The sequence below is a fragment of the Amycolatopsis sp. NPDC052450 genome (assembly GCF_044547565.1).
In the GTDB taxonomy this organism is placed as follows: domain Bacteria; phylum Actinomycetota; class Actinomycetes; order Mycobacteriales; family Pseudonocardiaceae; genus Amycolatopsis.
On sequence record NZ_JBIUAQ010000001.1, the window covers coordinates 316,331 to 343,223 of the forward strand.

Genomic DNA, 26,893 nt, shown 5'->3' on the forward strand with positions numbered 1-26,893 from the left:
GAAGTTCGTGCTGTCATGAGCCGCCCGGCCGGCGTGGTGGAGCATCTGTTCCGGCACAGTGCCGGGCGGATCGTCGCCACGCTGGCCAGGGCGCTCGGCCCCGAACGGCTGGACCTGGCCGAAGAGGCCGTCGCCGACGCACTGGAACAGGCGTTGCGCACCTGGCCGCGGTGCGGGATCCCGGACAATCCGCGGGGCTGGCTGTTCCGGGCCGCGCGGAACCGGGCGATGGACGTCGTCCGGCGCGAGCAGACCCTGCGCGCGCTGCTGCCGCGGCTCGTGGAGCTCGACGGCTACGAAGCCGATCGGCGCACGGACGACGAACTCGTGTTGATGTTGCTGTGCTGCCATCCCGCGCTGCCGATGGTGTCGCAGGTGGCGCTGACCTTGAAGACCGTCGGCGGGCTCGGGGTGAACGAGATCGCGGCGGCCTTGCTGACGAAACCGGCGACGGTGGCGCAGCGCCTCGTGCGGGCGAAGAAGTGGTTGCGCGCGTCGGGGAAACCGCTCAGCCTGCCGGGGCCGGACGCGCTTGAGTCCAGAGTGGACAGTGTGCTTGCCGTGCTGTACCTGCTGTTCAACGAAGGCTACGACACGACGACCGGAGAGGTCGCGGTGCGCGGCGAACTGTGCGGTGAGGCGATCCGGCTGGGACGGCTGCTGCTCGCCGAGCCGAAGACGGATCTGCCGAGGGTGCGGGCGCTGGTGGCGCTGATGCTGGTGCAGGGGAGCAGGCTGCCCGCGCGGGTCGACCGGGACGGTGATCTGCTGCTGCTCGACGAACAGGATCACGACCGCTGGGACCACGCGATGATCGCCGAGGGGACGCGGCAGTTCGAGCGGGCGTGCACCGGGCCGGAGATGTCGGCGTACCACGTCGAGGCCGCGATCGCGCTGTGCCACAGCACGGCCCAGCCGCCCGACTGGCGCCGGATCGTCGGCCTGTACGACGACCTGCTGGCGCTGCGCCCGTCGCCGGTGGCGCGGCTGAACCGCGCGATCGCTCTGTCCATGGTGGACGGTGCCGTCGCCGGGATCGCCGAACTCGAAGCCATCGAGGCCGACCTGCCGGACTACACCCTGCTGCCCGCCGTCCTCGGCGCGCTGTGGCTGCGGGCCGGCGACCCTGTGCGAGCCGCCGAGCACTATCGGCGAGCGCTTGCGTTGCCCTGCTCGGAACCGCAACGCCGCTTCCTGACCCGACGCCTGGAGGACTGCTCCGAGACTCCTTGAACGGGTCGACAGGTGTGACTGAGTGGACGACACGCGTGATCCGATGGACGACACGCGTGATCCGGCGGACGCGACAGAGAAAAAGGGGCCGCGTCCCGGCAGGACGCGGCCCCTTCGATCACCAGCGGCTAGTGGACGCCGATCTCGCGGAGATCCTTGTCGTGCTCGTCGGCGTGGTAGTCCTCGGCCTCGGTGTCGTCCGTGCCGTTGAAGACCTTCAGCTGCCGCGCGATCACCGTGAAGATCACGGCGATCAGCAGGTTCGCGGCCAGCGCCACGAAACCGACGTAGATCTGCAGCTGCGAGCCGCTGAGCGGGTGCCAGCCGAAGATCGACAGGTCGCCGAGCTTCAGCGCCGAGCCACCGAAGTGCGCCTTGCCGGTCGACGCGTTCGGGATGTTGTAGAGCATGACCAGGCCCCAGCCGATGCCGGCCACCCAGCCGGCGATCAGGCCCCAGCGGTGGAACCACCGCGTGTAGAGCGAGATCGCGACCGCGGGCAGCGTCTGCAGGATCAGCACGCCGCCGATGAGCTGGAGGTCGATCGAGAACTGCGGGTCGATGAACAGGATGAACGCCACCGCGCCGAACTTCACGATCAGCGAAGCGAGCTTGGCCTGCTTCGCCTCCTGGCCCGGTGTCGCGTCCTTCTTGATGTACTCCTTATAGATGTTGCGGGTCCACAGGTTGGCCGCCGCGATCGACATGATCGCCGCGGGCACCAGCGCGCCGATGCCGATCGCGGCGAACGCGATCCCGGCGAACCACGACGAGAACTGCGAGTCGAACAGCACCGGGACGACGGTGTTCGTGTCGGGCTTGCCGGTGGCGTTGTTGGTGATCGGCGAGACCGACGCGCTGATCGCGACGTAGCCGAGCAGCGCCAGCAGGCCCAGCACCAGCGAGTACGCCGGCAACGCGACCATGTTCCGCTTGATCACGCTGCGGCCGCGCGACGCGAGCACGCTGGTGAGCGAGTGCGGATACAGGAACAGCGCGAGCGCCGAACCGAGCGCCAGTGTCGCGTACTGCAACTGGTTGTTCGCGTTGAGCAGGATGCCGTCCGCCTGGGATGGCGACTTGTCGAACTTGGCGTCGGCCGCGTCGAAGATCGCCGACCAGCCGCCGAGCTTCGAGGGCAGGTAGATGATCGCCACGATGATCACGAGGTAGATCAGGATGTCCTTGACGAACGCGATCAGCGCGGGCGCGCGAAGGCCGGACTGGTAGGTGTAGACCGCCAGGATGATGAAGGCGACCAGCAGCGGCAGGTGACCGACGACGCCGGAGCCGTTGATGCCCATGGTCCGCAGCACCGCTTCGAGGCCGACGAGCTGCAGCGCGATGTACGGCATCGTCGCGATGATTCCGGTGATCGCGATCAGCAGCGCCAGCGTCGGCGAACCGAAGCGGCCGCGGACGAAGTCGGCGGGGGTGACGTAGCCGCGGACGCGCGAAACCGACCACATGCGCAGCGCCGGCATCAGCACGATCGGATAGACGATGATCGTGTACGGCAGCGCGAACATGCCCATCGCGCCGGCACTGAACATCAGCGCGGGGACGGCGACGAACGTGTACGCCGTGTAGAGGTCACCGCCGAGCAGGAACCAGGTGATCCACGAACCGAACTTGCGGCCGCCGAGGCCCCATTCGTCCAGGTGGTCGAGGGTGTTGCCGGCCTTCCAGCGGGAAGCGACGAAGCCGAGCACGGTGACCACCGCGAAGAGGATCGTGAAGATGATCAGCTCTGGCCATTGGATGTTGCTCACTTGGCGTCCCCCTCGTCGAGCTCGTCCACGGACAGCCGGTCGGGACGCTCACTGGTCGGCTTGTCCTTGGTCATCACGTAGACGACCCAGGTGCACAGGACGCCGACGGCCACGAACACGAATTGGAACCAGTAGAAGAACGGCATCCCGAACACGCGCGGCCCGTCCGAATTGAACAAGGACGTGATCAGCACCAGCAACGGGATGATCAACAGGAGGTTCCAGGGGCTGAACTGAAAGCCCCTCACCTTCCCGTCTGCCTTACCTGACGCCATCGGACCTCACCTAACGTTTCCCGTACCCCCGGATGGACCCGATGACCCTAGAACCTCTCCCCCACCCGGGTCACGCGTGGCCGATATCGATTTGATCAGCGGCGCTCCATACGACGAAGGGCGGTTGCCGTCCCGCTCCCCGCCGGATATCAATAGCCGCAAGTCGCGAACAGGAACTTCGCACGCAAGATCAAAGGGGCATCGGATGAAGAAACTCCGCTATGCGGTGGTGATCCCGGCTGTCGCCGGCACCATGCTGGCCGGGTTCACTCCTGCGTTCGCAGGACCGGAGGCTGCTCGGCAGCAGCCGCTGAACTCCACCAACATTCCGGCGAAGTACGCGGACCAGAAGCTGGACTGGCACAAGTGCACCGCCAGTGAACTGCCGTCCGCGCCGCCTCCGGGGGCCGAGAACATCGAGTGCGCGACCTACCGCGCACCGCGCAACTGGTACAAGACGAACGAGGCCATCGACCTGACGATCGCCGTCAGCCGCCTCGCCGCCACCAGCGGCAACGCGACCGCCAGCGTGATCACCAACCCGGGTGGCCCCGGCGCTCCGGGCCGTAACTTCCCGGCCCGTCTGCGTAACCAGACGAAGCTGCGCGCGAACCAGGAGATCATCGGTCTCGACCCGCGCGGCACCGGCAAGAGCACCAACATCACCTGCGGCAACGCGATCGGCACCGGCTCCGACCTCGACCCGCGCGACCGCAGCCGGGCGAACCTCAACCTGATCCTGGACGCCACCAAGTACGCGGCGGACTCCTGCCAGGTGAAGTCCGGCGAGCTGGGCCCGCTCATCAACACCGCGCAGACCATCCGCGACATCGACCTGCTGCGCGTCCTCCTCGGCCGCGACAAGATCAACTGGGTCGGCTACTCGGCGGGCACCTGGATGGGCGCGCACTACGCGCAGCAGTTCCCCACCAGGACCGGCAAGTTCCTGCTCGACTCCTCGACCGAGTTCACCACCACCTGGCAGAACTCGTTCGACGGGCAGCCGCTCGGCTTCGAGCGCCGCTGGCGTCAGGACTTCCTGCCGTGGATCGGCAAGTACGACAAGGTCTACGGCTTCGGCAAGACCGGTGAAGCCGCGCGCCAGACCTACGAGAAGGTCCGCTTCGCGCTGACGCAGAACCCGGTCGAGGTGGACGGCGTCCCGGTTTCGGCCAACGCCCTCGACTCGACCATCGCGGGGTACCTCTACTCGAAGCGCAACTTCCCCGCGCTGGCCGACTACCTGGTCAACCTGAAGACGCTGACCGAAGGCACCTCGACGCAGCAGCAGAAGTCGGCCGCCGCGCAGAAGGTCAAGGCGGAGACGGTGGACGGTGACGGCGTCATCGGCCCGCAGCCGCTGTTCGTCCCGACCGACGGCGACTCCTACAACGCCAGCTTCTGGACCATCCCCTGCAACGAGGGCAAGTGGACCGGCAACCGGCAGAGCGTCATCCGCCAGTCGCAGAAGCTGATCGACCGCGACCTGCCGCTGCTCGGCGCCGGCTGGCTGATCCAGCCGTGCATCTTCTGGAAGAACAAGCCGGTCGACCTGCCGAAGCTCGACGGCCGCGGCGTCCCGCCGGTGCTGATCGTCCAGTCGGTGAACGACCCCGCGACCCCGATCGAGGGTGCGACCCGTGCGCACCGCGCGTTCGCCGGCTCGCGGATGATCACGGTGACCGGTGAAGGCGACCACGGTATCTACGCCGGCGGCAACGCGGGTGTGGACAAGGTCGTGGAGGACTTCCTCGTCGACGGCAAGGTGCCGAACGACCAGAGCCTCCCCGGACTCCCACTTCCGGTGCCCGCGGGCGCCTGAAGCCACTAGGGATTGTGGCCCCGTCGAGCTTCGGCTCGGCGGGGCCCTTTCTTTGGGGTTGTCCACGACCTGTGCACAGAGTTGTCCACAGGCTGGGGGTAACTCGGTGGGGACAACTCGGTCGCCGAGGCGGAACTCGCGTGATCGGGGCCGTAACTCGCGTGATTGAAGGCGTAACTCGCGTGCGCCTGGCCGGGCCGGTATTAGTATTGGCGCCATGGTGCGAGTGCCGTTGACGGACGAAGAACGCGAACGCGGCGAGCGGCTGGGGCTGGCGCTCCGGGACGCGCGCGCGTCGGCGTCGCGGAGCATGGTCGAGGTCGCCGCGGAGGCCGGGATCTCGGTGGAGACGCTCCGCAAGATCGAGACCGGCCGGATCCCGACGCCCGCCTTCTTCACGGTGATGGCGATCGCGGACGCCGTCGGGCTGCCGCTGGACTCACTGCGCGCGGTCGCCGAGGCCAGTACTGAACAGGTCGCCGAAGCGAGCTAGGGGCGCAACGCGGCCAGGGCGTGAGCCCGGTCGTTCAGGTAGAGGAAGCCGTCGATCGGCAGGTCGAAGCTGCTCAGCAGGCTTTCCAAGGTGGCGTATTCGTCCACGCCGAGCCGCAGGTTCTCCTTCATCGCGTGTGCGACGAGGACGTCGGCCAGTTCTTCCCACTCGCCCGACCAGTGCAGCGTGCGGTAGAAGGCCAGGACGTCCGGCGTGATCCGGCCGGCGATCTGGTCGAGCAGGCTGTCGCCGAAGAAGCTGATGCGGCCGGCGGCGAGGTCGGCGACGGTCGGGTTCGCCGGGTCGGCCGCGGCGTCGGGATTGCGGACCACGCCGGGGCCCGCCACCGGATAGCCCGTTTTGACGTGGCCGTTGTCCTCGACCAGCACGATCAGATGCACGCCGTAGCGCTCGCCGGCGCAGCGCCAGCGGCCGTTGTGCAGTCTGACGCGGGGTTCGCTCGGATCGTTCGCGACGTCCTTGATGACCGCGATGATCTGCTCGTCGGTCCAGCCCGCGGGGAACTCGCTGGTCGCCCGCCGTCCCTTTCCCGGTGCGTGCCCGCCGCCCACTCGTGCTCCTTTCGTCGCATCGAGGGTAACCCGCGTTCGGAGTATCCGGATGATCCGAACGCGGGAACGGGTGACCTCAGGCCATCACGCTGAGCAAGACGGTGCCGACGGCCAGTACGTCCACGCCTCGCAGGGCCTGGAATCCGGCCGCCCCGCCGCCGACGTCGTAGTTCATCGGCGGCCGGGTCGCCGTCCGCAGCGCGGCGACCACGGCGAGCGGGATCGCGAGCCACGCCTGCCAGGCCGGGGTCACCCCGAGGGTCAGCGTCACCAGGCCGAGCAGCACTCCCCAGCCGAGGCCGAGCAGGGCGACGACCAGGCCGTTGACCAGCCGCAACTCCCAGTCGGACGCGCCGAGCCATCGCCTGCGGCCGGGATTGCGCCACAGTTCGCCGAGCCCGCCGACGAACGGCACGAGCGCCGCGTACGCGCCGAGCGCGAACAGCGGCACCACCGGGACGGCGGGGAAGGCCAGGTGCCCGAGACCGACCAGGCAAGCGATCACCACGCCGGCCGCCGCGTAGCGCATCCGGCCGAGCACGCCCGCCCAGGCGAGCCGCAGCGTGGTCGGCCGCCGCAACGTCAGCCACGGCACCGGCTTCGATTCCGGGATCAGCAGCATGGGGTCCATGAAGACCGCGGCCATCGCCCGCAGGAGCCGCGCGTTCCAGCCGTCGACGAGTTCCTGGCGCCCGGCCCCGGACATCGGCTCGCCGCCGAAGGCCACCGCCACCGCCACCACGAGCAGCCCGCCGGCCAGCACCTCGATCGCGATCGGCCCCAGCTCCGCGGCCGCCGTCGCCAGACCGGCCAGCGCGAGCACGACCGGGCCCGCCGTTTCCCCGCGGATCGCCGTCCGCCGCGCGGTGACGGCGGCCAGGATCGCGCCGGAGGCGGTCAACGCCGACATCGCGATCCACACGTCCTTCGATCCGCCACCGATCGCGGTGACCAGCGCCCCGGTGTAGCCGACCACGACGACCAGCCCGGACCAGAGCGTCCACATCCGCTTCACGACGACACGGCGCCTGTCGACGCGGGCGAAGTCCATCCAGGTCAGCGCCGCCGGCTCGGCCCAGACGAAGCCGCGGCGGAGCAGGCTGCGCCAGAACATCGCGCACAGCACCACCAGCAGGCCGAACACCGCCGGGAAGTCCACAACGGACTGTCCAAAAAGGAAATCGCGGAGTTTCGGCAGGTTCTGGAACGCGGTGAACAACGCGCCGAAGCCGAACAGTGCCAGGAAGGTCTGGTAATCCCCGTTGAACAACCCGCCGAATCGCTGTCGTCCCGGGACGTGCGTGGGGGCTTTCGTGGTCACCACAACTCGAGGGTGGAGTCGGCCGCTTCGAGCAGCGGGGGATGGTGCGTGGCCACGACGACGGCCGCCCCGGCGTCGGTCGACCGCTTGATCAACGACGTCAGCCATTCCTTCCCGGCGGCATCGAGCGCCCGCTCGGGCTCGTCGAGCAGCAGGACGTCGTGCGGCCGCGCGGTCGCGCCGAGGAGCAGCAGGCGACGGCGTTGCCCGGCCGAGAACTTGCCCGCGGTGACCTTCGCGCGTTCCGAAAGTCCCGCGTCCGCCAGAAGCGCGTCGAAATCGCCGAGGTCGGCCCCGAAGGAGCCCTCCAGTAGCTCGAGATGCTGGAGCGGAGTCAGTTCGGCGAAGAAATCGGAGTCGTCGAACAGCACGGAAACCTTGCGGCGGAAGGAAACATCGCGTTCGTCGGGTTTCCCGCCCGCGACGACGACGCGTCCACGCTGCGGGGTCTGCGTTCCGTACAGACACCGCAACAGGGTCGATTTGCCCACCCCGTTGGGGCCGACGATGACCGCGCATTCGCCTGCCTCGACCTCGAAGTCGAGGCCGTCGAACAACCAGAGATCCCCGGCCTGGACGCCGAGCCCGCGTACGTCGATCATGTGGCGCGCAACAACTCGATCACCGGTGCGAGCGCGTCCATGTTGTGCTCCAGCACGGTGAAGTAGGTGAACCCGAACCGCTCGCGATGCGCCAGGACCTGTTCGGCGATCTGCTCGTGCGTGCCGACCAGAGCCGTCGGCAGCTCGGCGAGCTGGTCGACGGTGAGCTTGCCTTCGAGTAGCTCTCGCAGACTCTCCAAACCCTCTCGCCGGTCTTCGACCACGGCGACGAAATGCGCGAGGATATTGAATTCGGCGGCGCGGCCCTTGAGTTTTCCGCGGACGAAGTCCACCCGCTCCGCGATCCCGGCGGCGTCGTCGACGGCGAGTTCTCCTCCGTCGGGAACGGCGGCCGTGCCGGTGAACCCGATGATGTCGGCGTGTTCGGCGGCGAGCGTGAGCAGCCTGTCGCCGCGGCCGGCGATCATCAGCGGCGGCCCCGGTTTCTGCACCGTGGCCGGTTTGTGCTTTTCGTCGGCATAGCGCCGGTTGAGTTCTTTGATCGTTTTTTCGAGGTGGGCGACGCGCTGTCCGGCGCGGGGGAACTCCATTCCCGCCGCTTCGAATTCGGCCTTCACGTAACCGGCCCCCAGGCCGAGCTCCAGCCTTCCCTCGGTGAACTGGTCGGTGCCGGTGACGTCGCGGGCGAGCAGCACCGGGTTGTAGAAGGCCGTGTTGATGACGAAGGTGTTGAGCCTGGGGCGGCTCGTCACCTCGGCGGCGAGCACGAGCGCCGGGAAGGGCGGTGCCATGCCGAGGTGGTCCGCCGCGCCGATCACGTCGAACCCGAGGTCTTCGGCCTTGCGGCACTTGCCGACCCACGCCGCGCGGGTCTCCGGGACGACCATGTTGACGCCGAATTTGACCATGCGGCCACGGTACCGAGCGCGAAAGAAGAAGGCCTCATCCCCCGGAATGACTCCGAGGATGAGGCTCACAGGTCATGAAGGGGGCGCCACCGTGAGGTGGGAGCGGACGGCGCTGACGATGTAGGAATCGGGACGTTCAGTGTCCCGATTCCTACATCGTCGCGAGTGTGCCTCGGCACCGTTCCTCCGTCGCGCCCACAAAGCAGTCGAGTGGGGAGGATTCAGGACGTTGAACGTCCTGAATCCTCCCCACTCACCTCAACGAAACCTGAGCGACGCCGAGGTCGATCAGCCGAGACGCTGCTTCAGTGCGTCCAGCTCGTCACGCAGCGAAGCCGGGACCTTGTCGCCGATCTTCTCGAACCACTCCTCGATGAGCGGCAGTTCCTGGCGCCACTCGTCGGCGGAGACGTCGAGCGCGGCCTGGATGTCGGCCAGCGGCTCCTTGAGGCCCTCGGTGTCGAGGTCCTCGGCCTTCGGCACGAAGCCGACCGGGGTCTCGTTCGCGTTGCCCTTGCCTTCGACGCGCTCGATGACCCACTTCAGGATCCGCGAGTTCTCGCCGAAGCCCGGCCACAGGAAGCGGCCGTCGTCGCCGCGGCGGAACCAGTTGACGTAGAAGATCTTCGGCAGCTTGTCCGCGTCGGCGTTCTTGCCGAGGTCCAGCCAGTGCTTGAAGTAGTCACCGGCGTGGTAGCCGAGGAACGGCAGCATGGCCATCGGGTCGCGGCGCACGTTGCCGACCGCGCCGGCGGCGGCCGCGGTGGTCTCCGACGACATGGTGGCGCCCATGAACACGCCGTGCTGCCAGTCGCGGGCCTCGTTCACCAGCGGGACCGTGGTCTTGCGGCGGCCGCCGAACAGGATCGCCGAGATCGGCACGCCCTGCGGGTCGTCCCACTCGGGCGCGAGGATCGGGCACTGCGACATCGGCGTGCAGTACCGCGAGTTCGGGTGCGCGGCCTTCTCTTCCGACTCCGGCGTCCAGTCCTGCTTCTTCCAGGAGGTGGCGTGCGCGGGCTTCTCGCCCATGCCCTCCCACCAGATGTCGCCGTCGTCGGTGAGCGCGACGTTCGTGTAGACCGTGTTGCCCTTTTCGATGGTGCGCATCGCGTTGGGGTTGGTGTGCCAGTCGGTGCCCGGCGCGACGCCGAAGAAGCCGAACTCGGGGTTCACCGCGTACAGGCGGCCGTCCTCGCCGAACCGCATCCACGCGATGTCGTCACCGAGGGTTTCGGCGCGCCAGCCGGGGATGGTCGGCTGCAGCATGGCGAGGTTGGTCTTGCCGCAGGCGCTCGGGAACGCCGCCGCGACGTAGTGGACCTTGTCCTCGGGCGAGATCAGCTTGAGGATCAGCATGTGCTCGGCCAGCCAGCCCTCGTCGCGGGCGATGACCGAGCCGATGCGCAGCGAGTAGCACTTCTTGCCCAGCAGCGAGTTGCCGCCGTAGCCGGAGCCGTAGCTCCAGATCTCGCGGGTCTCGGGGAAGTGCGAGATGTACTTGGTGGTGTTGCACGGCCAGGAGACGTCCTCCTGACCCGGCTCCAGCGGCGCGCCGACGGAGTGCAGGGCCGGGACGAACGCGCGCTCGGTGCCGTCCTCGGTGACGAACTTGTCCAGCGCGGCCTTGCCGGCGCGGGTCATCACGCGCATGGAGGCGACGACGTAGGCGAAGTCGGTGATCTCGATGCCGAGCTTGGGGTCCTCGGCTCCGAGGGGGCCCATGCAGAAGGGGATGACGTACATCGTGCGACCGCGCATACAGCCGCGGTACAGCTCGGTCATCGTGGCCTTCATCTCGGCCGGGTCCATCCAGTTGTTGGTGGGACCGGCGTCCTCTTCGTTCTCCGAACAGATGAAGGTGCGCTCTTCGACGCGGGCGACGTCATTCGGGTCGGAAGCGGCCCAGTACGAGTTGGGCTTCGCGTCGAGCTGCACGAACGTGCCGGCGGAGACCAGCTCGGCGTTGATGCGCGCGGCCTCTTCGTCGGACCCGTCGACCCACACCACGCGGTCCGGAGTGGTCAGTTCGGCGACCTCCCGGACCCAGGACAGCACGCCACTGTGCGTCGTCGGCGCATTTTCCAGTCCGGGGATGGCGACTGCGGTCATCTCTACTCCTGACTTCCGACGGCAGAAGCCCACACCGGGAACGACGCTGTTCCGATGCGGGCTTCGATGCCGGCGACCGAATGGCTTCGCACACCGGCGGGAAGGCCGGTGTGCAGGTTTTGGGATTCCCCGAGAGTAGCCGGATGACCGGCAGGTAACCGAGAGCTGACCTGTCGGTTCTCTCACAAGAACGATAAGGGAATCGATTCAGTATCACCGGAATGGGCCATACGCAGAAATTCTTCCGGTGATCGACAGCACGCCGATGGGGCGAATCGGACATGAGAAAGCCCGGCACGAGGGCTCGTACCGGGCTGTTCTGTGACCAGGATTACACGAATTCGTCTTCAAAATGGCCTAGACCATTCTGGCGGTGGTTTAAACCATTTCGGGAATCAGTTGAGGCTGATCCACTGGCCGGTCGAAGAATCGATCTTCGCCACACCTTCGAGTGTTTCGGTACCCGCGCCGCCCCACGCCGCGTCACCCGCGGGGTCGCCGTCGACGGCGGCCGGAGTGCTCGCGAAGGCCGAGCCGATGTCGTCGTTGACCACGCCGCTACTGACCTCGGTCCACTGGCCGGGGCCGGTGTGCTCGTAGGTCTTGGAGTTGCCGGAGGCGTCGGTCTCCACCGCGATGTCGGCGTTGCCGTCGCCGTCCTTGTCGGTGAAGGCGATCGTGCGGCCGTCCTCCGTCTGGACGACGGCGGTGTCGGGAGTCCCGTCACCGTTCGTGTCGATCGTCGGCGGGCCGATCTCGACGTCGCCGCTGGGCATGTCGGCGTGCATGGTGCCACTGGTGCCCGCGTCGGAACCGCCGTCGTCGCTACCGCCACCGGCCTCGACCCAGGCGCCGGACGCCTCGTCGTAGACGGCTTCCTGGACGACCTTGCCGTTCTCGTCCAGCACCGCGTACTGGTCGGCCTCGCCGTCGCCGTCGGTGTCGACGAACGCCTGGCCGGTGCCGTCTTCGTGCTGGATCACCGCGGCGTCGTTCACGCCGTCCTTGTCGAGGTCGTAGTTGAGCTCGGCCTGGTACTCCTCGCCGTCAACGTGGACCGTGACCGCCTCCGTGGAGCCCGTCTCGGTGTCCGTGCCGCCGCTCTCGTCGACCCACATGGGATAACCCCCTCGTTGACCTGCTGGTGTGTCGAAGCTTAGGACTCACCGTAGGCCGGTTCGGTTCCGGTCCACAACAGGACCACCCTGGTCAGGCGTCGCGCAGTGACCGGATGCGACCGAGCAGTGCCTCAGCGCGATCGCGACCGTCCGAGACGTCCTTCAGGCGCTTCGCGACGACCGAGATCTTCTTCGCCCGTTCCTGCGCGCCCATCTTGATCGTCTTGTCGACTTCCTTCAGCTCCGCCTCGATCGCGTCGATGCGGCGGCCGAGGGCCTCGTCGAGCGCCATCGACAGCTGCTGTTCGGCCTCGATCAGCTGCTCCGCGACGAGCTGGTCCAGCGTGGACCGCGCGTCCGCGATCGCCTCGACCAGCCACTGCTTCATATGCTGCTTGTCCGAGGCGTGTTTGCGGGTGCGCGCCATCCACCAGCCGGCGCCGAGGCCGATGATGATCGTGGCCGGCAGGATCACCGGGTTCAGGATCGCGACGCCCGCCAGCGGCAGCGCGGCGACCTTCCCGGCGCCGAGACCGCCGGAAACACCCATGAAGATGAGCAGTTTGTCCTCGGCCGTCGGCGGTTTCTTGTCCGGCGGGCGCAGCACGACCGGCGGGCCGCCCGCCCTGGCGAACTGGCCGCGGATGATGTCGAGCTCTTCGGCCGAGAACAGCTCCGAAAGCGCGACGTTGGTGACCTGGTTGAGCCGCTGGGAGAGCAGCATCGAAATCCGCTGCGACGTCGTCTGCAACGCGATGTCGACCTGCTGGGGCAACGCGGCGAGGGCGTCCCGTTTCGCGCCGTCGATCTGCTGCCGGAAATGCGTCGACGCGTCGCGCATCTGCCTACTGGTCTCGTGTCCGACCTCGACGCGGGTCCGCTGGATCTCCGCGCGCAGCTTCAGCTGCCAGCCCCGCGTCGACGAGCGCCGTTCGGTGGTCAGGTCGTCGCGGCGCTGGCGGAGCTGTTCCGCCTCGGCCTCGCCGGCGGACAACGCACGGCTTTCGGCCTGCAACTTCGCCTTGAGCTCGGCGAGAGCGCTCGACAGCGCGCGCAAAGTGTTGGCCTCGCCCAGCATCGCCGAGCGGCCGACCAGCATCTCCTGCAACGCGCCCTGCAGTGCGCCGATCCCGGCCTTTTCCCGCAGCATCATGGCCATCTGCTCGTTCGGGGCCTTGGCCGCCGTTTCGAACATCCGCGCGGACACCGGGTGGAACACCGCGTCGGCGAACCGGGGAGCGTGCTCGGCGAGCAGCCGCCGGTCGGCTTCGAGGACCTCGCGCCAGCCGCGGAACTGGTCGGTCTTGGTCAGCGCGAACAGCACGGTTTCGACGCGCTCGCCCATGTCCTGCAGGAAGTGCAGCTCCTGCGCGGTGAACGGCGAGGAGGCGTCGACGACGAACAGCAGCGCGGTGGCGCCCGCGGCGGCCTCCTTCGCCAGTTCGCCGTGCATCGAGTCGAGTCCGCCGACCCCAGGAGTATCCACAATGGACACTCGTTCGAGCAGTGGGACCGGCCCGGAGACTTCGACGTAACGCGGCGGGATCTGCCCCTCCGGCAGGTCGTGCGCGGCCGAAACCCAGTGGATCAGGCCGTTGAGGTTGATCGGCACCGGCGCCAGCTGGCCCGGGTAGCAGGCCTGCGCGGACCACTGCTCGGCGTGCTCGAAGACCAGATACGTCGCCGTGGCGACGTCGGCGTCCACAGGGGACAGTCCCGGCATGGACAGGAGCGCGTTCACGAGCGAACTCTTGCCGCGGTTGGTCTCGCCGACCACCACGACCGACGGCTTCTTCGGCCGCGCCTTCCGGATGTCCTCGACCCATTTCGCGGCCTGAGGATCGGCTTCGCGGACGACGGTGAGCAACTGCTCGCGCGTGCTCTTCACGACCGCCGGCAGATTGGCCGCCGCGCTCGGAGCGGTCACTGGGCCTTCTTCGCGTAGACGATGACGATCGGCGCGCGCAGGACCCGGTCGTGATCGGCGAACCCGACGACCTCGGTCTCCGCGACGAGCCCTTCGAGCGCCGGATCCTCGGTCGCGACCGCGCCGCCCGCCTCGTGCACGGCGGGGTCGAACCGCTCACCGTCCGGGCGCAGGGCACGGACACCGATCCCGGCGAGACCGTGTTCCAGCCGCTCGACGACGCCGCCGCTGCGGGCGCGATCGAGGGCGTACAGGCAGAGCTGGATCAGCGCCTGCCGGTCGGCGAGAGCCTGTTCGAGGTCGGCCGGACCCGTGGTCGTGGACTCCACATCGGTCTTCGACGTGGCTTCGACGGCCACGGTTCCCTCGGACGGCGAAGTCGCGCCATCCGCTTCGGCGATGATCGCCGCCGAGATCTGGCCGGTCGGCACTTCGTCCGGGTCCACCTCGTCGACCGCCTTCTTGCGCAGCCAAGCACCCACCCGAATCGACCCCCGTAACTGGTGTCCCGGGCCTGCTGATCAGCCCGGGGAGATTTCACCAGTGTCGACCAAACGCCCGTCGGCCGGGGGCGAAATCGGCAGAACGGGACGAAGGAATCTGGTGATCAGCTCCTTCATCACCGCGAGTTCCGCTTTCGGATCGAGGTCCGGCTCCAGAATCACGCGTGAAAGCGGTGCGTCGACCAACGCGACCAGCCAGCTCGCCACCGTCTTCGGAGCGAAGCCGGGATCGATCCGGCCCGCGTCCACCGCCCGCGTCACCAGGCCGACCAGACCGTCGCGCAGTGCGCGATCGTTGCGCTGGATGAGCCTGGCCAGCTCGGCGTCACGGGAACACTGCGCGGCGACCTCGAGGACGAGCTTGGCGATGACCGGGTGCAGAAGCTGTTCCGACACATGGGCGATGACCTGGAGGATGGCTTCCCCCGGATCTTCGATCTCTTCGGCGGCCGCGAGCAGGGCCGCGGTCTCGTCGCCGTCCTGCTCGAAGATGCCGACGAAGACCGCGCGTTTGTTCGGGAAGTAGTGGAACAGGCTGCCGGTGCTGATCCCCGCGGCGCGGCAGATCTCCGCCGTCGTCGTCTTCTCGAAGCCCTTCATCGCGAAACAGCCCGCGGCGGCGTCGAGGATGGCGCGGCGTTTCGCCTCGTGTTTGGCCGGGTCGACCGTCCTCATTTCACCGCCGGCGGCTCGTCTTGCCACGGATAGCCGTGGTCGAGGAGGGCCTTGGCGACGGCTTCGCGGTCGACGTCACCCTTCTGCCGCACCAGTTCACGGCCGTCCGCGGCGAGCAGGACGAGCTCCTTGCCGTCGAAGAAGACGGCCTCCAGCTGGGCTTCGTACGCGCGACTGCGGCCCTTGGCGGTCAGCGTGATGCGGGTCGGTGTCACCTTGACGATCAGCCGTTCGTGCGCCCAGACCGCGGCGAAGAACAGGCCGAAGGCCAGGCCGACGCCGATCCCGGTGACCACGCCCCATGGCCGCGGCATGTCCGAGACGAGCTGGAAGGGGCCCTTGAACGGGACCCAGCTCAGGGACGCCACCCAGCCGGAGATCGACTGGAGGAACCAGCCGATCGCGGCGCCCGCCAGCGGACAGCCGAGCCAGGAGGCCGTGCGCAGCCACTGGGGCTCGTCGACGATCGTTTCCATGCGCCCATTATTAGACCGAGCGCTCGGTTTATCAAACCGGGCCCGCAATTGGTCACCTACTTGCCTGGACGCTTTCCGGCGCGCGCGTGCGGTCGGGGCAAGTAGGTGACCAATTGCGGAGGGGTCAGTCGCGGATCTGCTGCCAGATGAGGAAGTAGGCCCGGTGCACGACGTGCGCGACGCGGCTCTGGGCGGGCGTCGCGCCGAAGGACGCGAAGGAGCGCCACCAGCCGGCACGTTCCAGGGCGTGGGCCGCCAGCTCGGCGCGCGGAGCACCCGGCTTGCCGAGCTGGGCGCCGATGTCGGCGTTGCTGCCGACCCGCAGGACCTCCTCGGACAGGTCCTCGGGCATGTCGACCGCGCCGGAAGCGACCAGCGTGAGCGCTTCGAGCAGCCGGAGCTGGTGTGCCTCGGGCTTGGCGAGCAGGACCTCGATCGCGTCGTGGACGCGCTGCCGTTCGGCCGGGTCGCCGGACGCGTGGGCCAGCGCGGTGACCGAAGCCAGCGCGGCGGCGGCCTTGATGCCGTCGGCGCGGGCGGCGAAGACGATGCTCAGCCGCTGGCGGACGGCTTCGAGCCCGGAGGCGTCGAGCAGCTTCCGCCGCAGCGAGCCCGCGGTGATCTCGGGTTCCTTGCGGATCGCCTCGACGGCGTACCGGACGCCGAACAGGTCCAGCTTCTCCAGCAGCCGCAGCCGGGTGCCCGCCGCGACGTCGCATTCCCAGCTGGTGAAGATGTCCGCCGAGATCAGCATGGTCTCGAGGATGTCGTCGTCCATCTCGGCCAGCTGGCGCAGCGCTTCGGCGTCGGGGGAGGTGAAGCCGCCGGACTCGGCCGACTCCGCGATCAGCCCGATCACCGGCAGCACGTCCGCGACGCGGGGCTTCAGCGTCGAAGCCTGCTTCTCCGACAGGAGCGTGGCGGCCTTCCACACGTCGCCACCCGAGCCTTCGACCGACTCCGGCGCGATGGTGTCCGCCTTGTTGAGCACCGCGATCGCGTTGACCGGACCCGCCTCGCGGCTCGCGGTCGCGGCGGTGAACGCGGCCAAGGCCTGCTGGTCGTCGGCACGGACGCCCTGCGTGACCACGTAAAGCACAGCCTCGGCACCCGCGACGGCGTTGCGCGAAGTGTCGTCCAGCTCGTCGGAGCCTTCGTCCTCGTCCTCGTCGCCGTCGGGCTTGCGGTGCTTCGCCGCGCCCAGCAGCTCCTCGGTCCGCGACACCGAAGCGGCGTCGAGCGAGCCGAGGCCAGGGGTGTCGATGACGGTCATACCCTGCAGGACCGCGTTGGTGAGGTACGCCTCGATATGCGAGACCTTGTCGATGTCGATGCCCAGCTCCGCCGGGATCATCCCGTCGGCGGAGAAGGGCAGCACCTGTTTGCGGCCGTCGTTGAAGACGATCTCGACGCGGTCGACGGTGCCGTACTGGAACCTGGTCACCAGCCGGGTGCACTCGCCGACGTCGGTCGGCGCGACCCGGCGCCCGATCAGGGCGTTGACCAGGGTGGACTTACCCGATTTGATCCGGCCCGCGACGGCGACCTGCAGTGGTCCGCCCAGCCTGCGCAGCACTTCGGCGAAGCCGGCGGCGGTCCGCGCGGACACCTGCGGTTGCAGGCGATGGCAGAGATTGGCCACCGACATCGACAGCGGACCGGCGAGCCGTCCCTGCTCCGAAGGTGACGTCACGGCGCTCTGCCCCTCCCAGTCGTCGAGCCTGCCGAGGAGAATCGTGCCATGCCGCTCATCCTCGGGTCGCACCGAAGGTGGTACCGGCGACCGACGCGCGAACGGCACAGGCCGACATAGTGTTACCAGGTGCGACGGTTGAGCCTCTGGATGCGTGCCCACCCCATGGCGGGGGACAGTTCCATCGCCGTCGTCCTGCTGCTGACCGACCTGCTGCTTTACGTGGCGGCCGCCGAGACGCCGGAAGTGCCGTCGATGCCGCCCTGGTACGTGGCGGTGCCGCTGGACATCGCGATGGTCGCGCCGCTGGTCTTCCGGCGGAAGGCCACGTTGTGGTCGGCGTATCTGGTGCTGCTGATCGGCATCCCGCACGGGGCGCTGGAGCTCGGCGCGGCCAGCGCGTTCGCGGTGATGATCAGCATCTACTCGGTGCTGGTCTACGTCGGGCGCAAACAGGGACTGCTGTACCTGCTGGCGACGCTGGTCACCTCCGGGCTCCAGCTGTGGGCCGACCCGCCGGAGGACGTGTGGGTGCTGGCGATCATCGGCATCTTCTCCAGCGCACTGTGCTGGACGCTCGGCGAGTTCGCCGGCGCGAGGCGCGCCTATCACGAGGAGGTGGAAGCCAGGTTGCATCTGCTTGAGACGGAACGAGACCAGGCCACCAGGATCGCCGTCGGCGAGGAACGCGGACGGATCGCCCGTGAGCTGCACGATGTCGTCGCGCACGCGGTGAGCGTGATGGTCGTGCAGGCCGACGGAGCGTCCTACGCGGTCGACGGAAATCCCGAGATGGCGAAACGGGCTCTTCAGACGATTTCGGAAACGGGCCGCGGCGCGCTCGCCGAGCTGCGACGGCTGCTGGACGTGCTCCGCAGTGACGGCGACGACGAGCCGCGGGTGCCGCAGCCGGACGCCAGCGCGCTGACCGACCTCGCGGACCGGATCCGCCAGGCCGGTGTGCCGGTGACGCTGGCGATCGGTTCCGAAGCGCTGGCCGGGCTGCCCGCCGGTGTCTCGCTCGGCGTGTACCGGATCGTCCAGGAATCGCTGACGAACACGCTGAAACACGCCGGACAGGGCGCGCAGGCGGAGGTGCTGGTGCGCCGGGAGGCCGACGTGATCGACGTCCGGATCACCGACGACGGCGCCGGCCGCGCGAACCAGCTGGTGCCCGCCGCGACGAAGACGGGTTCGCACGGCGCGCCGTCGGGCCCGCGGAGACTCACCGTCCCCGGTGGGAACGGATTGATCGGAATGAAGGAACGGGCGAACGTCTTCGGCGGCACGCTGGAGGTCGGACCCGCTCCCGGTGGAGGGTGGCAAGTGCACGCGAGGCTCCCGGTTAGGTTGGCGACGTGATACGGGTGGTGGTCGTCGACGACCAGGAATTGATGCGCGTCGGGTTCCGGATGGTCCTGGGCGCGCAGGCCGACATCGATGTCGTCGGCGAGGCCGGTGACGGGGCGCAGGCCATCCGCCTCGCCGAAGAACTGCGGCCGGACGTCGTGCTGATGGACGTCCGGATGCCGGTGCTGGACGGGGTCGAGGCGACGAAACGGATCGTCGAGGCCGGGACGGCGCGGGTGCTCGTGATGACGACGTTCGACCTGGACGAGTACGTCTATTCGGCGTTGCAGGGCGGCGCGAGCGGGTTCCTGCTGAAGGACACCCAGCCGGATCACCTGGTGTCGGCGCTGCGGGCGGTCGCTTCGGGCGACGCCGTGGTCTCGCCTTCGGTGACCAGGCGGCTGCTCGACCGCTTCGTCGGCGGCGGCGGAAAGCCGATGCGGGACGCGGCCGAACTCGACGTCCTCACCGAACGGGAGCGCGAGGTGCTCGTGCTGATCGCGAAGGGCCTCTCGAACCTGGAGATCGCCGAGACGCTGTTCCTGTCCGAGGCGACGGTGAAGACGCACGTGGGGCGGATCCTGTCGAAGCTCGACCTGCGCGACCGGGTGCAGGCCGTGGTGCTCGCCTACGAGACCGGCCTGGCGCGCCCCGGGGTCAGCTGAGAAAGTCCTCCGGAAAAGTGGTCATTCGGTGAGCACTTTGCGGTGGATCCTTGTCTCCAGAGTCACTTGATGGAGGAGAAGGAAATGCTGCGAGGTCTCACCACCACCACGTTCTACGCCGACGACATGGCCGCCGCGATCGAGTGGTACTCCGATCTCTTCGGGATCGAGCCGTACTTCGTCCGCAACGGTCCCGACGGAGCGCCGGCCTACGTCGAGTACCGGATCGGCGACTACCAGCACGAGTTCGGCCTGGTCCGCGGCGACTACCGACCGCCGCTGGCCCAGCCCGGCCCGGGCGGAGCCATCGCGAACTGGGCCGTCGACAACGTCGAGGACGTCTTCGCGAAGCTGCTCGAGAAGGGCGCGAAGGAGTACGAGCCGATCATCGAGCGCGGGCCGGGCTTCGTGACCGCAGCCGTCGTCGACCCGTTCGGCAACGTCCTCGGCGTCATGGTCAACCAGCACTACCTGGACGTGCTGGCCGGGAAGAAGTAATGAAGGCAAGGCCAACGTGCCATGCCGTGAGGGCCTCCTTCCCTACCTTGAAAGTAGGGAAGGAGGCCCTCACGGCATTATTCCGGACGGTCGACGGGAACCAGACGGGCCGAGAGTCCACAAAGGACACCTTCTGGCGGCATGTGCGGTTTTCGGCGAGGGTCGGCCAGCACGCTCTCAGCGGTACAGGGCGTGGTCCGCCGTCTCCGCATCCTTGCCCGCGTCCCGGACTTCGGCCATCCACTTGCCGAAGTCGGGGCGTGAGCCGTCGACGTCGGTCAGGCCGTACTCGTTCATCAGCGTCCACGACGCGAGCGTCTTGCCCGCGAACCGCGAGACCTCCGGGTCGGTGACCAGCTTCGCGACCCCTCGCCCGAGCAACGCCGGGGTCTCCGAGATCGCGAAGTCGACAGGCGCCGTCTTGCCGACCGCGTCCCGCCACGTCTCCTCGGTGACGCCGAAGTAGTCGAGCATGGCTTCCGAACGCAGGAAGCCCGGCGTGACGGTCATGCCGACACAGTCGTACTTCTTCAATTCGGCGCCGAGTGCCCTGCCGATCGCGCGGATCCCGCATTTCGCGAGGAAGTACGGGATCCCCGCGCCGACGTACTCGTCGTGGTCGCCGTCGGTGACCTCGATGACGAGGCCGCCCTCGCGCTTCACCACCAGCGGGAGGAGCCGATGCAACGCGATCAGATGCGTGTCGATCGCGTTGTGCACCAGCGTCAGCGCGTCGTCGAGGCTGGAGTCCCAGTACGCCCCCTCGAAGTCCGCGAACGGGTCACCACCCCAGACGTCGTCGACGAGTACGTCGATCCGTCCGTCCACTTCGGACTCGATCCGCGCCTTCAACGCGTCCACATCGGACACCACCGTGAAGTCGGTCCGGACAGGGATGCCCCGCCCACCCGCGGCGTCGACGAGTTCCGCGGTGTCTTCGATCGTCTCCGACCGCTTCATCGGCGACTGGTGCTCGCGTGTCGTGCGGCCGGTGACGAACACCGTCCAGCCGAGCCTGCCCAGTTCCACCGAGATCGCGCGGCCACAGCCCCGCGTCGCCCCCGTGACCACGGCCACTTTCCGGTCCATTCAGGACACTCCTTTCCACGCGGTCAGCACCGCGTCCACGTCTTGCCCCATGCGGTCGAGGATTCGGCCCTTCGGCCGGATCGACCAGTCCAGCGCGGCCCCGTTCGCCACCCCCAGCAGCACCCGCGCCGCACGGACGACGCCGGGCGCGCCCGGCAGGTCCCGTGCCGCGACGCGCGTCAGCCGCCGCAATTCCGCCTCCACGGCGGTGAAATGTTCACCCAGCAGGGCACGGAGTTCCGGATCCCCGATGTCCGCCCCCAGCTGCCCGAGATGGTTCGCCGCCGTCTCCGGGGTGCCCAGCCCCTCGTAGACCACGACGACCGCCGCCCGCAGTGCCTCGACGGGATCGGACAGCTCGCCGCAGTCCCGCATCCGCCCGACGACCGACCGCGTGTTCAACCGGCTCAATGCCTGCAAGAGGCCGTTTTTCGAGCCGAATCGCTGGGCGACGGTGCCGACCGCGACCCCGGCTTCCGCCGCCACCTGGGCCAGCGTGAAACCCGGGCCCACCATGCCGATCACGGTCTCCGCCGCGGTCAGCAGTCGTTCGTCGGTGATGGTGCGAGGCCTCGCCATGGGAGTTATTGAACCATGGTTCATTAACCCTGGCGAATCAGGGTCACTCTCAGGGGCATCACCGATCGCGTACGCCGCCTGGAGACGGCAAGCTACGTCTCAGGTCGGGTATCAGGTTGGCACCTCAGGATGACGCGCTCGACCACCCACATGGACGACGATTGTTCTCGCAGTCGCCGAGGGGAGCAGACATGATCGAGGCAGTGGGCCTCACCAAGCGGTACGGCAGGACACTGGCGGTGAACGACCTGTCCTTCTCAGTCGCGGGCGGGAAGGTCACCGGATTCCTCGGCCCCAACGGGGCGGGGAAGTCGACGACCATGCGGATGATCCTCGGCCTCGACAATCCGACCGCGGGCCAGGTGCGCATCGGGGGCAAGCTGTACCGCGAACTGAAGGAACCGCTGCGGACGGTCGGCGCGCTGCTGGACGCCAAGTGGGTGCACCCCAACCGGTCGGCGCGGGCGCATCTGCGGTGGATGGCGAAGTCCAACAAGATCGCGGAAAGCCGGGTCGACGAGGTGCTCGAGACCGTCGGGCTCACCAGCGTCGCCGGAAAGCGCGCCGGCGGTTTCTCCCTCGGCATGTCGCAGCGGCTGGGGATCGCGGCGGCGCTGCTGGGCGACCCGGAGGTCCTCCTCTTCGACGAGCCCGTGAACGGCCTCGACCCCGAGGGCATCCTCTGGATCCGGAAGTTCATGCACCGGCTCGCCGACGAAGGCCGCACGGTATTCGTTTCCTCGCACCTGCTTTCGGAGATGGCGCTGACCGCGAGCCACCTGGTCGTGATCGGCAAGGGGCAGCTGATCTCCCAGTCCTCCACCGAGGACTTCGTCTCGCGGGCCGCCGAGAACACGGTCAAGGTCCGGTCGCCGCAACTGCCCGCGCTGCGCGCCGCGCTGACCCAGGCGAGCGCCCAGGTCACCGACGCCGACCGCTCGCTCGTCGTGTCCGGTTTGGACAGTGACAAGATCGGCGAGATCGCCGCGGCCAACCAGATCGTGCTGCACGAGCTCAGCCCGCAGACCGGCTCCCTGGAGCAGGCCTTCATGCAGATCACCGGCGATTCGGTCGAGTACCACACGGGTCTTGAAGCCGAAGCCGCCGAAGTGGTCACAGCCGCCCAGTAGCCGCTCACCTTCCGAGAAAGAAAAGCCATGACTCTGCTCGCCGTGGAACGCATCAAGCTGTTCACCACACGCTCACCCTGGTGGTGCGCGCTGGCCGCACTCGCGGTCGTGATCGGTTTCGCCGCCATCGTCTCCGGTGCCGCACCCGAAGGGGAACTCACCGACGTCAGCCTGACCCAGTTCGGTTACGGCTTCGGCATGGCCGTGATCATGGTGCTCGCCGCGCTTTCGGTGACCACCGAATACCGCTTCAGCACCATCCGGACCACCTTCCAGGCCGTCCCGAACCGCACCGCGGCGCTGCTGGCCAAGACCGGCGTGGTCGCGGCCCTGTCGCTCGTGGTCGGCGAGGTCGCCGCGTTCGGCGCCTGGGGTCTCGCCTCGGTCATGCGGCCGGAAGACCTCGCACTGAACACCGCCGCCGAGTGGACCAGTGTCGCCGGGGTGGGCGTGGTGTTCGCACTCGCCTCGGTGATCGCGATCGCCGTCGGCATCCTGATCCGGCACAGCGCCGGGGCCATCTCACTCGTGCTGATCTACGCCCTCGCGGTGGAGAACCTGATCCAGCTCATCCCGAAGATCGGCAAGGACATCTACGAGTGGATGCCGTTCCGTGTCGCCGACAGGTTCCTCACCGGTTCGGGCCCCGCCAGGGCGGAAGCACCGTTGAGCCAGGCCGGATCGCTGGCCTACTTCGCCGGCTTCGCGCTGGTGCTGCTGGTCATCTCGCTGGTCGTCGCGAACAAGCGCGACGCGTAAGGACTTCCACAGGGGAAAGCCGGACGTCTCACTCGGGGGAGTGAGACGTCCGGGCGGGGAGAAAAAGGGGAACAAGGACCGGGCCGCCTAATCGGGGGGCAGCCCGGTCCTTTCCCGCGTAATGTCGGAATCCACCGGAGGGAGGGCTGATGATCGAGGCCACCGGACTCACGAAACGCTACGGCGACAAGCTCGCCGTCGACGACCTTTCCTTCACCGCCGAAGCAGGGCGGGTGACGGGATTCCTCGGCCCCAACGGGGCGGGGAAGTCCACCACCATGCGGATGATGCTCGGGCTCGACAACCCGACGTCGGGCACGGTGACGATCGACGGCAAGGCCTACCGCGAACTGCGTGATCCACTTCGGACGGTCGGCGGCATGATCGACGCCACCTGGCGGCATCCCGGCCGCACCGCGCGCGAGCACCTCCGGTGGATCGCCGCGACCAACGGCCTGCCGGACAAGCGTGTCGACGAGGTGCTGCGGCTGGTCGGGCTGGAACCGGTCGCCCGCAAACGGGCCGGGCAGTTCTCGCTCGGGATGTCGCAGCGGCTCGGGATCGCCACGGCGCTGCTGGGCGACCCCCGCGTGCTGCTGTTCGACGAGCCGGTCAACGGGCTCGACCCCGAGGGCATCGTGTGGATCCGGAAGCTGATGCACGCGCTCGCCGCCGAGGGCCGCACCGTGTTCGTGTCCAGCCATCTGCTGCCGGAGATGGCGCAGACCGCGCAGGACCTCGTCGTGATCGGCCGCGGAAAGCTGATCTACCAGGGCACGATGGAGGACTTCATCGGCCGGGCGAAGGGCCTCGGCGTCCGGGTCCGCAGCCCGCAGCTGCCCGAACTGCGGACGGCGCTGACCGAGAAGGGCGCCGGATTCCGCGAGGAGGACGGCGCGCTCATCGTGTCCGAAATGGACAGCGACGACATCGGCGAACTCGCGTTCGCCGCCGGCGCGACCCTCCACGAGCTGAAGCCGCTCACCGGCTCGCTCGAACAGGCGTACATGCAGCTCACCGCCGGAGCCGTCGAATACGGCACCGGCCCGGTTCCGGAGGTCGTCCGATGACCGCGGCGAACATGCTCCGCGCGGAGCGGATCAAACTGCTGAGCACCCGCGCGCCCTGGTGGTGCGCGGGGATCGCGGTCGTGGTCGCGCTCGCCTACACCGCGCTCTTCTTCGGCTTCGTGCCGCTCGAAGGCCAGACGGGCGTCAACTCGACCCAGGTCGCCAGCGCGCTCGGCCGCACCGTGGTGCTGGTCCTCGCCATCCTCGCGGCGGCGACGGAGTTCAACTGGGGCACGATGAAGCTCACCTTCCAGGCGGTGCCCTCGCGGGTGCCCGCGCTGCTGGCGAAGGGCGCCGTCGTCGGGGTGTTCTCGGGGCTGATCGGGCTGCTGGTGGGCTTCGGCTCGTGGGCGGTCGCGTATCTGATCGAACCGGCCGCCGGCCTTGGCATCGCCTCGGGAGCCGACTGGCGCGCGGTGGCGGGCCAGGGCCTGACCTTCCTCCTGACCGGGCTGCTCGGCGTCGGTCTCGGGCTGCTGTTCCGCAACCCCGCGTTCGCCCTCGGGTTCGCGCTGGTCTGGACGCAGTTGATCGAGGGCCTCGTCGTGCTGATTCCGAAAGTGGGCGGCGACATCTACCAGTGGATGCCGTTCTTCGCGGCCAATCAGTTTTCCGGACCGGATCTCACGGTGGCGATGTTGAAACTCGAACCGCCGTTGGGCCCGTGGGGTTATTTGGCTTATTTCGGCGGCATCTGCGTGATTGTGTATACGGCCGGGCTGATGATCACCCATCGACGGGACGCGTGAGCTTTTACCGCCTCCAAAGGAGTTAAGTCCACGTTAAGAGGCTGTGGCTTCTCTCACAGGAAGCGGACATACTGTTCCCCACCGGGCGATGCTCGGGATGAGCCCATTTCGGCTCTTCGGCCCCGGAGGTGATCCTTGACGGTGGATTCCGGTCAGGGAGTGGAACGCAAGATCCCGCAAGCCCGCACGGAAAGTATGCAGCCCCGGCTCGAGCCCATGCTCGACCTGGAATGGTCACAGGCGATCGAACTGCCCCGCACGGTCGCGTCCGCGACGCGGCCATCCGATATCCGCCGCGCTTGGGTGCACCGCGCACCCGAAGATCTCGTTGTCGCGCTGTACCGCGCGTCCAGTGGAATGCACGGCGAAATTCCCGCGCCGTGGTGGCTCCGTGCCGTCGTGGACGGCAGGCTCGAATCGCGGGAACTCGGTTTCCGCATCGAAGATCGCATCGCAGGCCTGCTCGGCAGGCGGCCAGGTTGGGAATTCGTCCCGTGGGCCGCGGACGGAGAATCCGGTTACTGGGAGTTCATGCCTTCCGAACGCGGAGCGTCCGGACATTCGATCCCGACCACCGTGCTGAACACCAGCCGTCACGACGGCTGGATCGACGTCCTCCCCGCCCATTCCAGTACGACGCCGTCGCCGATCCCGGTCGCCGGATTCGCGGGCCTGCGCTCGCGGCTGGGGGAGTTCGAAGCGGTCCGGTAACCCCACGTTTAATGGGTGGGTGGAAAACGAGGACCAGCCACGGATGCGCAGCGTGGTCAGTTATGTCAAACGCGGCGGCCGGATGACCGTCGGGCAGCAGCGAGCCTGGGACGAACTCTGGCCGTCGCTCGGCCGTACCGTCGGCGAACTGCCCGAGGGCCCGGTGGACTTCGACGAGTGGTTCGGCAGGCGGGCCCCGGTCATGGTGGAGATCGGTTCGGGCATGGGCGAGACCACGTCCCAGCTCGCGGCCGCCGCCCCGGAGCTCAATTACGTCGCGGTCGAGGTGTACGAACCTGGCCTCGGCCAGCTGATGTTGCGTGCCGAGAAGCTCGGGGTGAAGAACCTGCGGCTGATGCACGGTGACGCCGTCGTGCTGCTGACCTCGCACGTCGAACCGGGCTCGCTGTCCGGGGTCCGGCTGTTCTTCCCGGACCCGTGGCCGAAGAAGCGGCACCACAAGCGGCGGATCGTGCAGCCGGAGTTCGTGTCGCTGGTCGCCTCGCGGCTCGAGCCGGGCGGGACCTTCCACATGGCGACCGACTGGGAGAACTACGCCGAACAGATGATGGAGGTCTGCTCGGCCGAGCCGCTCCTGCGCAACCGCCACGCCGGCGAGCCCGGCGGGTGGGCGCCGCGGCCGGAGTGGCGGCCGGTCACGAAGTTCGAGAACCGCGCCGACGTCGAAGGCCGGATCTCGCACGACCTGATCTTCGAGCGGGTCTGAGCTGGGTAAGCGGCTCGTCGGGAAGGGTCGCCCACCGACGTGGGGGGAGGCCCAATAGCCAACGCCCACGGTGGGGACCTGGGGGTGGGCAAACACCACCCCC

At 68.3% G+C, this 26,893-nt stretch carries 27 protein-coding genes; 12 read left to right on the forward strand and 15 right to left on the reverse strand.

Annotated features, from left to right (window positions below; translation table 11 throughout):
- Positions 1-15: 15 nt before the first annotated feature.
- Positions 16-1,233, forward strand: coding sequence for an RNA polymerase sigma factor (locus ACIHAO_RS01630; RefSeq protein WP_396554252.1), 1,218 nt, complete (start codon positions 16-18; stop codon positions 1,231-1,233).
- Between the two features lie 128 nt (positions 1,234-1,361).
- On the opposite strand, the gene mctP is transcribed toward ACIHAO_RS01630, so the two are convergent.
- The gene (mctP, locus tag ACIHAO_RS01635; RefSeq protein ID WP_396554253.1) at positions 1,362-3,005 is read right to left on the reverse strand and encodes a monocarboxylate uptake permease MctP; all 1,644 of its coding nucleotides are present in this window, start codon (positions 3,003-3,005) and stop codon (positions 1,362-1,364) included.
- On the reverse strand, positions 3,002-3,280 hold the full coding sequence (locus ACIHAO_RS01640; RefSeq protein ID WP_396554254.1) for a DUF3311 domain-containing protein: 279 nt from the start codon (positions 3,278-3,280) through the stop codon (positions 3,002-3,004). Before ACIHAO_RS01640 ends, mctP begins: the two co-directional genes overlap by 4 nt.
- A gap of 205 nt (positions 3,281-3,485) precedes the next feature.
- On the opposite strand from ACIHAO_RS01640, the gene ACIHAO_RS01645 reads away from it, so the two are divergent.
- Together ACIHAO_RS01645 and ACIHAO_RS01650 are read left to right on the forward strand one after the other, a co-directional pair.
- A complete protein-coding gene (locus ACIHAO_RS01645) occupies positions 3,486-5,102 on the forward strand; it encodes an alpha/beta hydrolase (protein WP_125779948.1) in 1,617 nt (538 codons plus the stop codon).
- A 217-nt stretch (positions 5,103-5,319) separates the two neighbouring features.
- Positions 5,320-5,595, forward strand: a complete 276-nt coding sequence (locus ACIHAO_RS01650; protein WP_396554255.1) for a helix-turn-helix domain-containing protein — start codon at positions 5,320-5,322, stop codon at positions 5,593-5,595.
- On the opposite strand, the gene ACIHAO_RS01655 is transcribed toward ACIHAO_RS01650, so the two are convergent.
- The 11 genes from ACIHAO_RS01655 to ACIHAO_RS01705 all read right to left on the reverse strand — a co-directional run bounded on the left by ACIHAO_RS01655 (position 5,592) and on the right by ACIHAO_RS01705 (position 17,463).
- A complete protein-coding gene (locus ACIHAO_RS01655) occupies positions 5,592-6,167 on the reverse strand; it encodes an EndoU domain-containing protein (protein WP_396554256.1) in 576 nt (191 codons plus the stop codon). The genes ACIHAO_RS01650 and ACIHAO_RS01655 overlap by 4 nt on opposite strands.
- A 76-nt stretch (positions 6,168-6,243) precedes the next feature.
- Positions 6,244-7,491, reverse strand: a complete 1,248-nt coding sequence (locus ACIHAO_RS01660) for a hypothetical protein (RefSeq protein WP_396554257.1) — start codon at positions 7,489-7,491, stop codon at positions 6,244-6,246.
- A complete protein-coding gene (locus tag ACIHAO_RS01665) occupies positions 7,485-8,090 on the reverse strand; it encodes an ATP-binding cassette domain-containing protein (protein WP_396554258.1) in 606 nt (201 codons plus the stop codon). The genes ACIHAO_RS01660 and ACIHAO_RS01665 overlap by 7 nt, the downstream gene beginning before the upstream one ends.
- Positions 8,087-8,959, reverse strand: a complete 873-nt coding sequence (locus ACIHAO_RS01670; RefSeq protein WP_396554259.1) for a TIGR03621 family F420-dependent LLM class oxidoreductase — start codon at positions 8,957-8,959, stop codon at positions 8,087-8,089. Before ACIHAO_RS01670 ends, ACIHAO_RS01665 begins: the two co-directional genes overlap by 4 nt.
- 288 nt (positions 8,960-9,247) lie before the next feature.
- Positions 9,248-11,071: a phosphoenolpyruvate carboxykinase (GTP) gene (locus ACIHAO_RS01675; RefSeq protein ID WP_396554260.1), complete on the reverse strand. Its 1,824-nt coding sequence runs from the start codon at positions 11,069-11,071 to the stop codon at positions 9,248-9,250.
- 395 nt (positions 11,072-11,466) lie between these two features.
- Positions 11,467-12,189, reverse strand: coding sequence for a DUF6802 family protein (locus ACIHAO_RS01680; protein WP_396554261.1), 723 nt, complete (start codon positions 12,187-12,189; stop codon positions 11,467-11,469).
- A 91-nt stretch (positions 12,190-12,280) separates the two neighbouring features.
- A complete protein-coding gene (locus tag ACIHAO_RS01685) occupies positions 12,281-14,116 on the reverse strand; it encodes a dynamin family protein (RefSeq protein WP_396554262.1) in 1,836 nt (611 codons plus the stop codon).
- A complete protein-coding gene (gene grpE / locus ACIHAO_RS01690) occupies positions 14,113-14,598 on the reverse strand; it encodes a nucleotide exchange factor GrpE (protein WP_125779965.1) in 486 nt (161 codons plus the stop codon). Before grpE ends, ACIHAO_RS01685 begins: the two co-directional genes overlap by 4 nt.
- A 39-nt stretch (positions 14,599-14,637) precedes the next feature.
- Positions 14,638-15,294, reverse strand: coding sequence for a TetR/AcrR family transcriptional regulator (locus ACIHAO_RS01695; protein ID WP_396554263.1), 657 nt, complete (start codon positions 15,292-15,294; stop codon positions 14,638-14,640).
- Positions 15,291-15,770 carry a hypothetical protein gene (locus ACIHAO_RS01700; RefSeq protein ID WP_396554264.1) on the reverse strand — a complete coding sequence of 160 codons (480 nt, stop codon included), beginning with the start codon at positions 15,768-15,770 and terminating at the stop codon, positions 15,291-15,293. Before ACIHAO_RS01700 ends, ACIHAO_RS01695 begins: the two co-directional genes overlap by 4 nt.
- Positions 15,771-15,894: 124 nt before the next feature.
- On the reverse strand, positions 15,895-17,463 hold the full coding sequence (locus tag ACIHAO_RS01705; RefSeq protein WP_396554775.1) for a dynamin family protein: 1,569 nt from the start codon (positions 17,461-17,463) through the stop codon (positions 15,895-15,897).
- 165 nt (positions 17,464-17,628) lie between these two features.
- On the opposite strand from ACIHAO_RS01705, the gene ACIHAO_RS01710 reads away from it, so the two are divergent.
- The 3 genes from ACIHAO_RS01710 (at position 17,629) to ACIHAO_RS01720 (ending at position 19,976) form a co-directional block, all read left to right on the forward strand.
- Positions 17,629-18,825, forward strand: a complete 1,197-nt coding sequence (locus ACIHAO_RS01710; protein ID WP_396554776.1) for a sensor histidine kinase — start codon at positions 17,629-17,631, stop codon at positions 18,823-18,825.
- Positions 18,822-19,478, forward strand: coding sequence for a response regulator transcription factor (locus tag ACIHAO_RS01715; RefSeq protein ID WP_037307422.1), 657 nt, complete (start codon positions 18,822-18,824; stop codon positions 19,476-19,478). The genes ACIHAO_RS01710 and ACIHAO_RS01715 overlap by 4 nt, the downstream gene beginning before the upstream one ends.
- An 84-nt stretch (positions 19,479-19,562) precedes the next feature.
- Entirely contained in the window at positions 19,563-19,976 is a 414-nt protein-coding gene (locus tag ACIHAO_RS01720) for a VOC family protein (protein ID WP_396554777.1), read from the forward strand.
- Between the two features lie 177 nt (positions 19,977-20,153).
- Here ACIHAO_RS01720 and ACIHAO_RS01725 read toward each other — a convergent pair whose 3' ends face one another.
- Both ACIHAO_RS01725 and ACIHAO_RS01730 read right to left on the reverse strand, forming a co-directional pair.
- Positions 20,154-21,065 carry an SDR family NAD(P)-dependent oxidoreductase gene (locus ACIHAO_RS01725; RefSeq protein WP_396554265.1) on the reverse strand — a complete coding sequence of 304 codons (912 nt, stop codon included), beginning with the start codon at positions 21,063-21,065 and terminating at the stop codon, positions 20,154-20,156.
- Positions 21,066-21,644 carry a TetR/AcrR family transcriptional regulator gene (locus ACIHAO_RS01730; protein ID WP_396554266.1) on the reverse strand — a complete coding sequence of 193 codons (579 nt, stop codon included), beginning with the start codon at positions 21,642-21,644 and terminating at the stop codon, positions 21,066-21,068. It lies immediately after the preceding gene.
- 191 nt (positions 21,645-21,835) lie between these two features.
- Here ACIHAO_RS01730 and ACIHAO_RS01735 point away from each other — a divergent pair, with 191 nt between their 5' ends.
- The 6 genes from ACIHAO_RS01735 to trmB all read left to right on the forward strand — a co-directional run bounded on the left by ACIHAO_RS01735 (position 21,836) and on the right by trmB (position 26,790).
- Positions 21,836-22,774, forward strand: coding sequence for an ABC transporter ATP-binding protein (locus ACIHAO_RS01735; RefSeq protein WP_396554267.1), 939 nt, complete (start codon positions 21,836-21,838; stop codon positions 22,772-22,774).
- 27 nt (positions 22,775-22,801) lie between these two features.
- Positions 22,802-23,533 carry an ABC transporter permease gene (locus tag ACIHAO_RS01740; RefSeq protein WP_034314254.1) on the forward strand — a complete coding sequence of 244 codons (732 nt, stop codon included), beginning with the start codon at positions 22,802-22,804 and terminating at the stop codon, positions 23,531-23,533.
- 149 nt (positions 23,534-23,682) lie between these two features.
- Complete coding sequence (locus tag ACIHAO_RS01745) at positions 23,683-24,603, forward strand: ABC transporter ATP-binding protein (RefSeq protein WP_396554268.1); 921 nt, start codon at positions 23,683-23,685, stop codon at positions 24,601-24,603.
- Positions 24,600-25,352, forward strand: coding sequence for a hypothetical protein (locus ACIHAO_RS01750; protein ID WP_396554269.1), 753 nt, complete (start codon positions 24,600-24,602; stop codon positions 25,350-25,352). The genes ACIHAO_RS01745 and ACIHAO_RS01750 overlap by 4 nt, the downstream gene beginning before the upstream one ends.
- A gap of 195 nt (positions 25,353-25,547) precedes the next feature.
- The gene (locus ACIHAO_RS01755) at positions 25,548-26,063 is read left to right on the forward strand and encodes a hypothetical protein (protein WP_370305303.1); all 516 of its coding nucleotides are present in this window, start codon (positions 25,548-25,550) and stop codon (positions 26,061-26,063) included.
- A gap of 43 nt (positions 26,064-26,106) precedes the next feature.
- Entirely contained in the window at positions 26,107-26,790 is a 684-nt protein-coding gene (trmB, locus tag ACIHAO_RS01760) for a tRNA (guanosine(46)-N7)-methyltransferase TrmB (protein ID WP_396554778.1), read from the forward strand.
- Positions 26,791-26,893: the final 103 nt, after the last annotated feature.

Bases quoted from the DNA above. Each gene is read 5' to 3' on its own strand.
- ACIHAO_RS01750 (WP_396554269.1), top strand. From the start codon at position 24,600: ATGACCGCGGCGAACATGCTCCGCGCGGAGCGGATCAAACTGCTGAGC.
- ACIHAO_RS01680 (WP_396554261.1), bottom strand. From the start codon at position 12,189: ATGTGGGTCGACGAGAGCGGCGGCACGGACACCGAGACGGGCTCCACG.
- ACIHAO_RS01735 (WP_396554267.1), top strand. From the start codon at position 21,836: ATGATCGAGGCAGTGGGCCTCACCAAGCGGTACGGCAGGACACTGGCG.
- ACIHAO_RS01725 (WP_396554265.1), bottom strand. From the start codon at position 21,065: ATGGACCGGAAAGTGGCCGTGGTCACGGGGGCGACGCGGGGCTGTGGC.
- ACIHAO_RS01650 (WP_396554255.1), top strand. From the start codon at position 5,320: ATGGTGCGAGTGCCGTTGACGGACGAAGAACGCGAACGCGGCGAGCGG.
- ACIHAO_RS01640 (WP_396554254.1), bottom strand. From the start codon at position 3,280: ATGGCGTCAGGTAAGGCAGACGGGAAGGTGAGGGGCTTTCAGTTCAGC.
- ACIHAO_RS01670 (WP_396554259.1), bottom strand. From the start codon at position 8,959: ATGGTCAAATTCGGCGTCAACATGGTCGTCCCGGAGACCCGCGCGGCG.
- ACIHAO_RS01740 (WP_034314254.1), top strand. From the start codon at position 22,802: ATGACTCTGCTCGCCGTGGAACGCATCAAGCTGTTCACCACACGCTCA.
- ACIHAO_RS01645 (WP_125779948.1), top strand. From the start codon at position 3,486: ATGAAGAAACTCCGCTATGCGGTGGTGATCCCGGCTGTCGCCGGCACC.
- ACIHAO_RS01755 (WP_370305303.1), top strand. From the start codon at position 25,548: ATGCAGCCCCGGCTCGAGCCCATGCTCGACCTGGAATGGTCACAGGCG.
- ACIHAO_RS01675 (WP_396554260.1), bottom strand. From the start codon at position 11,071: ATGACCGCAGTCGCCATCCCCGGACTGGAAAATGCGCCGACGACGCAC.
- trmB (WP_396554778.1), top strand. From the start codon at position 26,107: ATGCGCAGCGTGGTCAGTTATGTCAAACGCGGCGGCCGGATGACCGTC.
- ACIHAO_RS01665 (WP_396554258.1), bottom strand. From the start codon at position 8,090: ATGATCGACGTACGCGGGCTCGGCGTCCAGGCCGGGGATCTCTGGTTG.
- ACIHAO_RS01745 (WP_396554268.1), top strand. From the start codon at position 23,683: ATGATCGAGGCCACCGGACTCACGAAACGCTACGGCGACAAGCTCGCC.
- ACIHAO_RS01720 (WP_396554777.1), top strand. From the start codon at position 19,563: ATGCTGCGAGGTCTCACCACCACCACGTTCTACGCCGACGACATGGCC.
- ACIHAO_RS01630 (WP_396554252.1), top strand. From the start codon at position 16: ATGAGCCGCCCGGCCGGCGTGGTGGAGCATCTGTTCCGGCACAGTGCC.
- ACIHAO_RS01710 (WP_396554776.1), top strand. From the start codon at position 17,629: ATGGCGGGGGACAGTTCCATCGCCGTCGTCCTGCTGCTGACCGACCTG.
- ACIHAO_RS01730 (WP_396554266.1), bottom strand. From the start codon at position 21,644: ATGGCGAGGCCTCGCACCATCACCGACGAACGACTGCTGACCGCGGCG.
- ACIHAO_RS01695 (WP_396554263.1), bottom strand. From the start codon at position 15,294: ATGAGGACGGTCGACCCGGCCAAACACGAGGCGAAACGCCGCGCCATC.
- ACIHAO_RS01700 (WP_396554264.1), bottom strand. From the start codon at position 15,770: ATGGAAACGATCGTCGACGAGCCCCAGTGGCTGCGCACGGCCTCCTGG.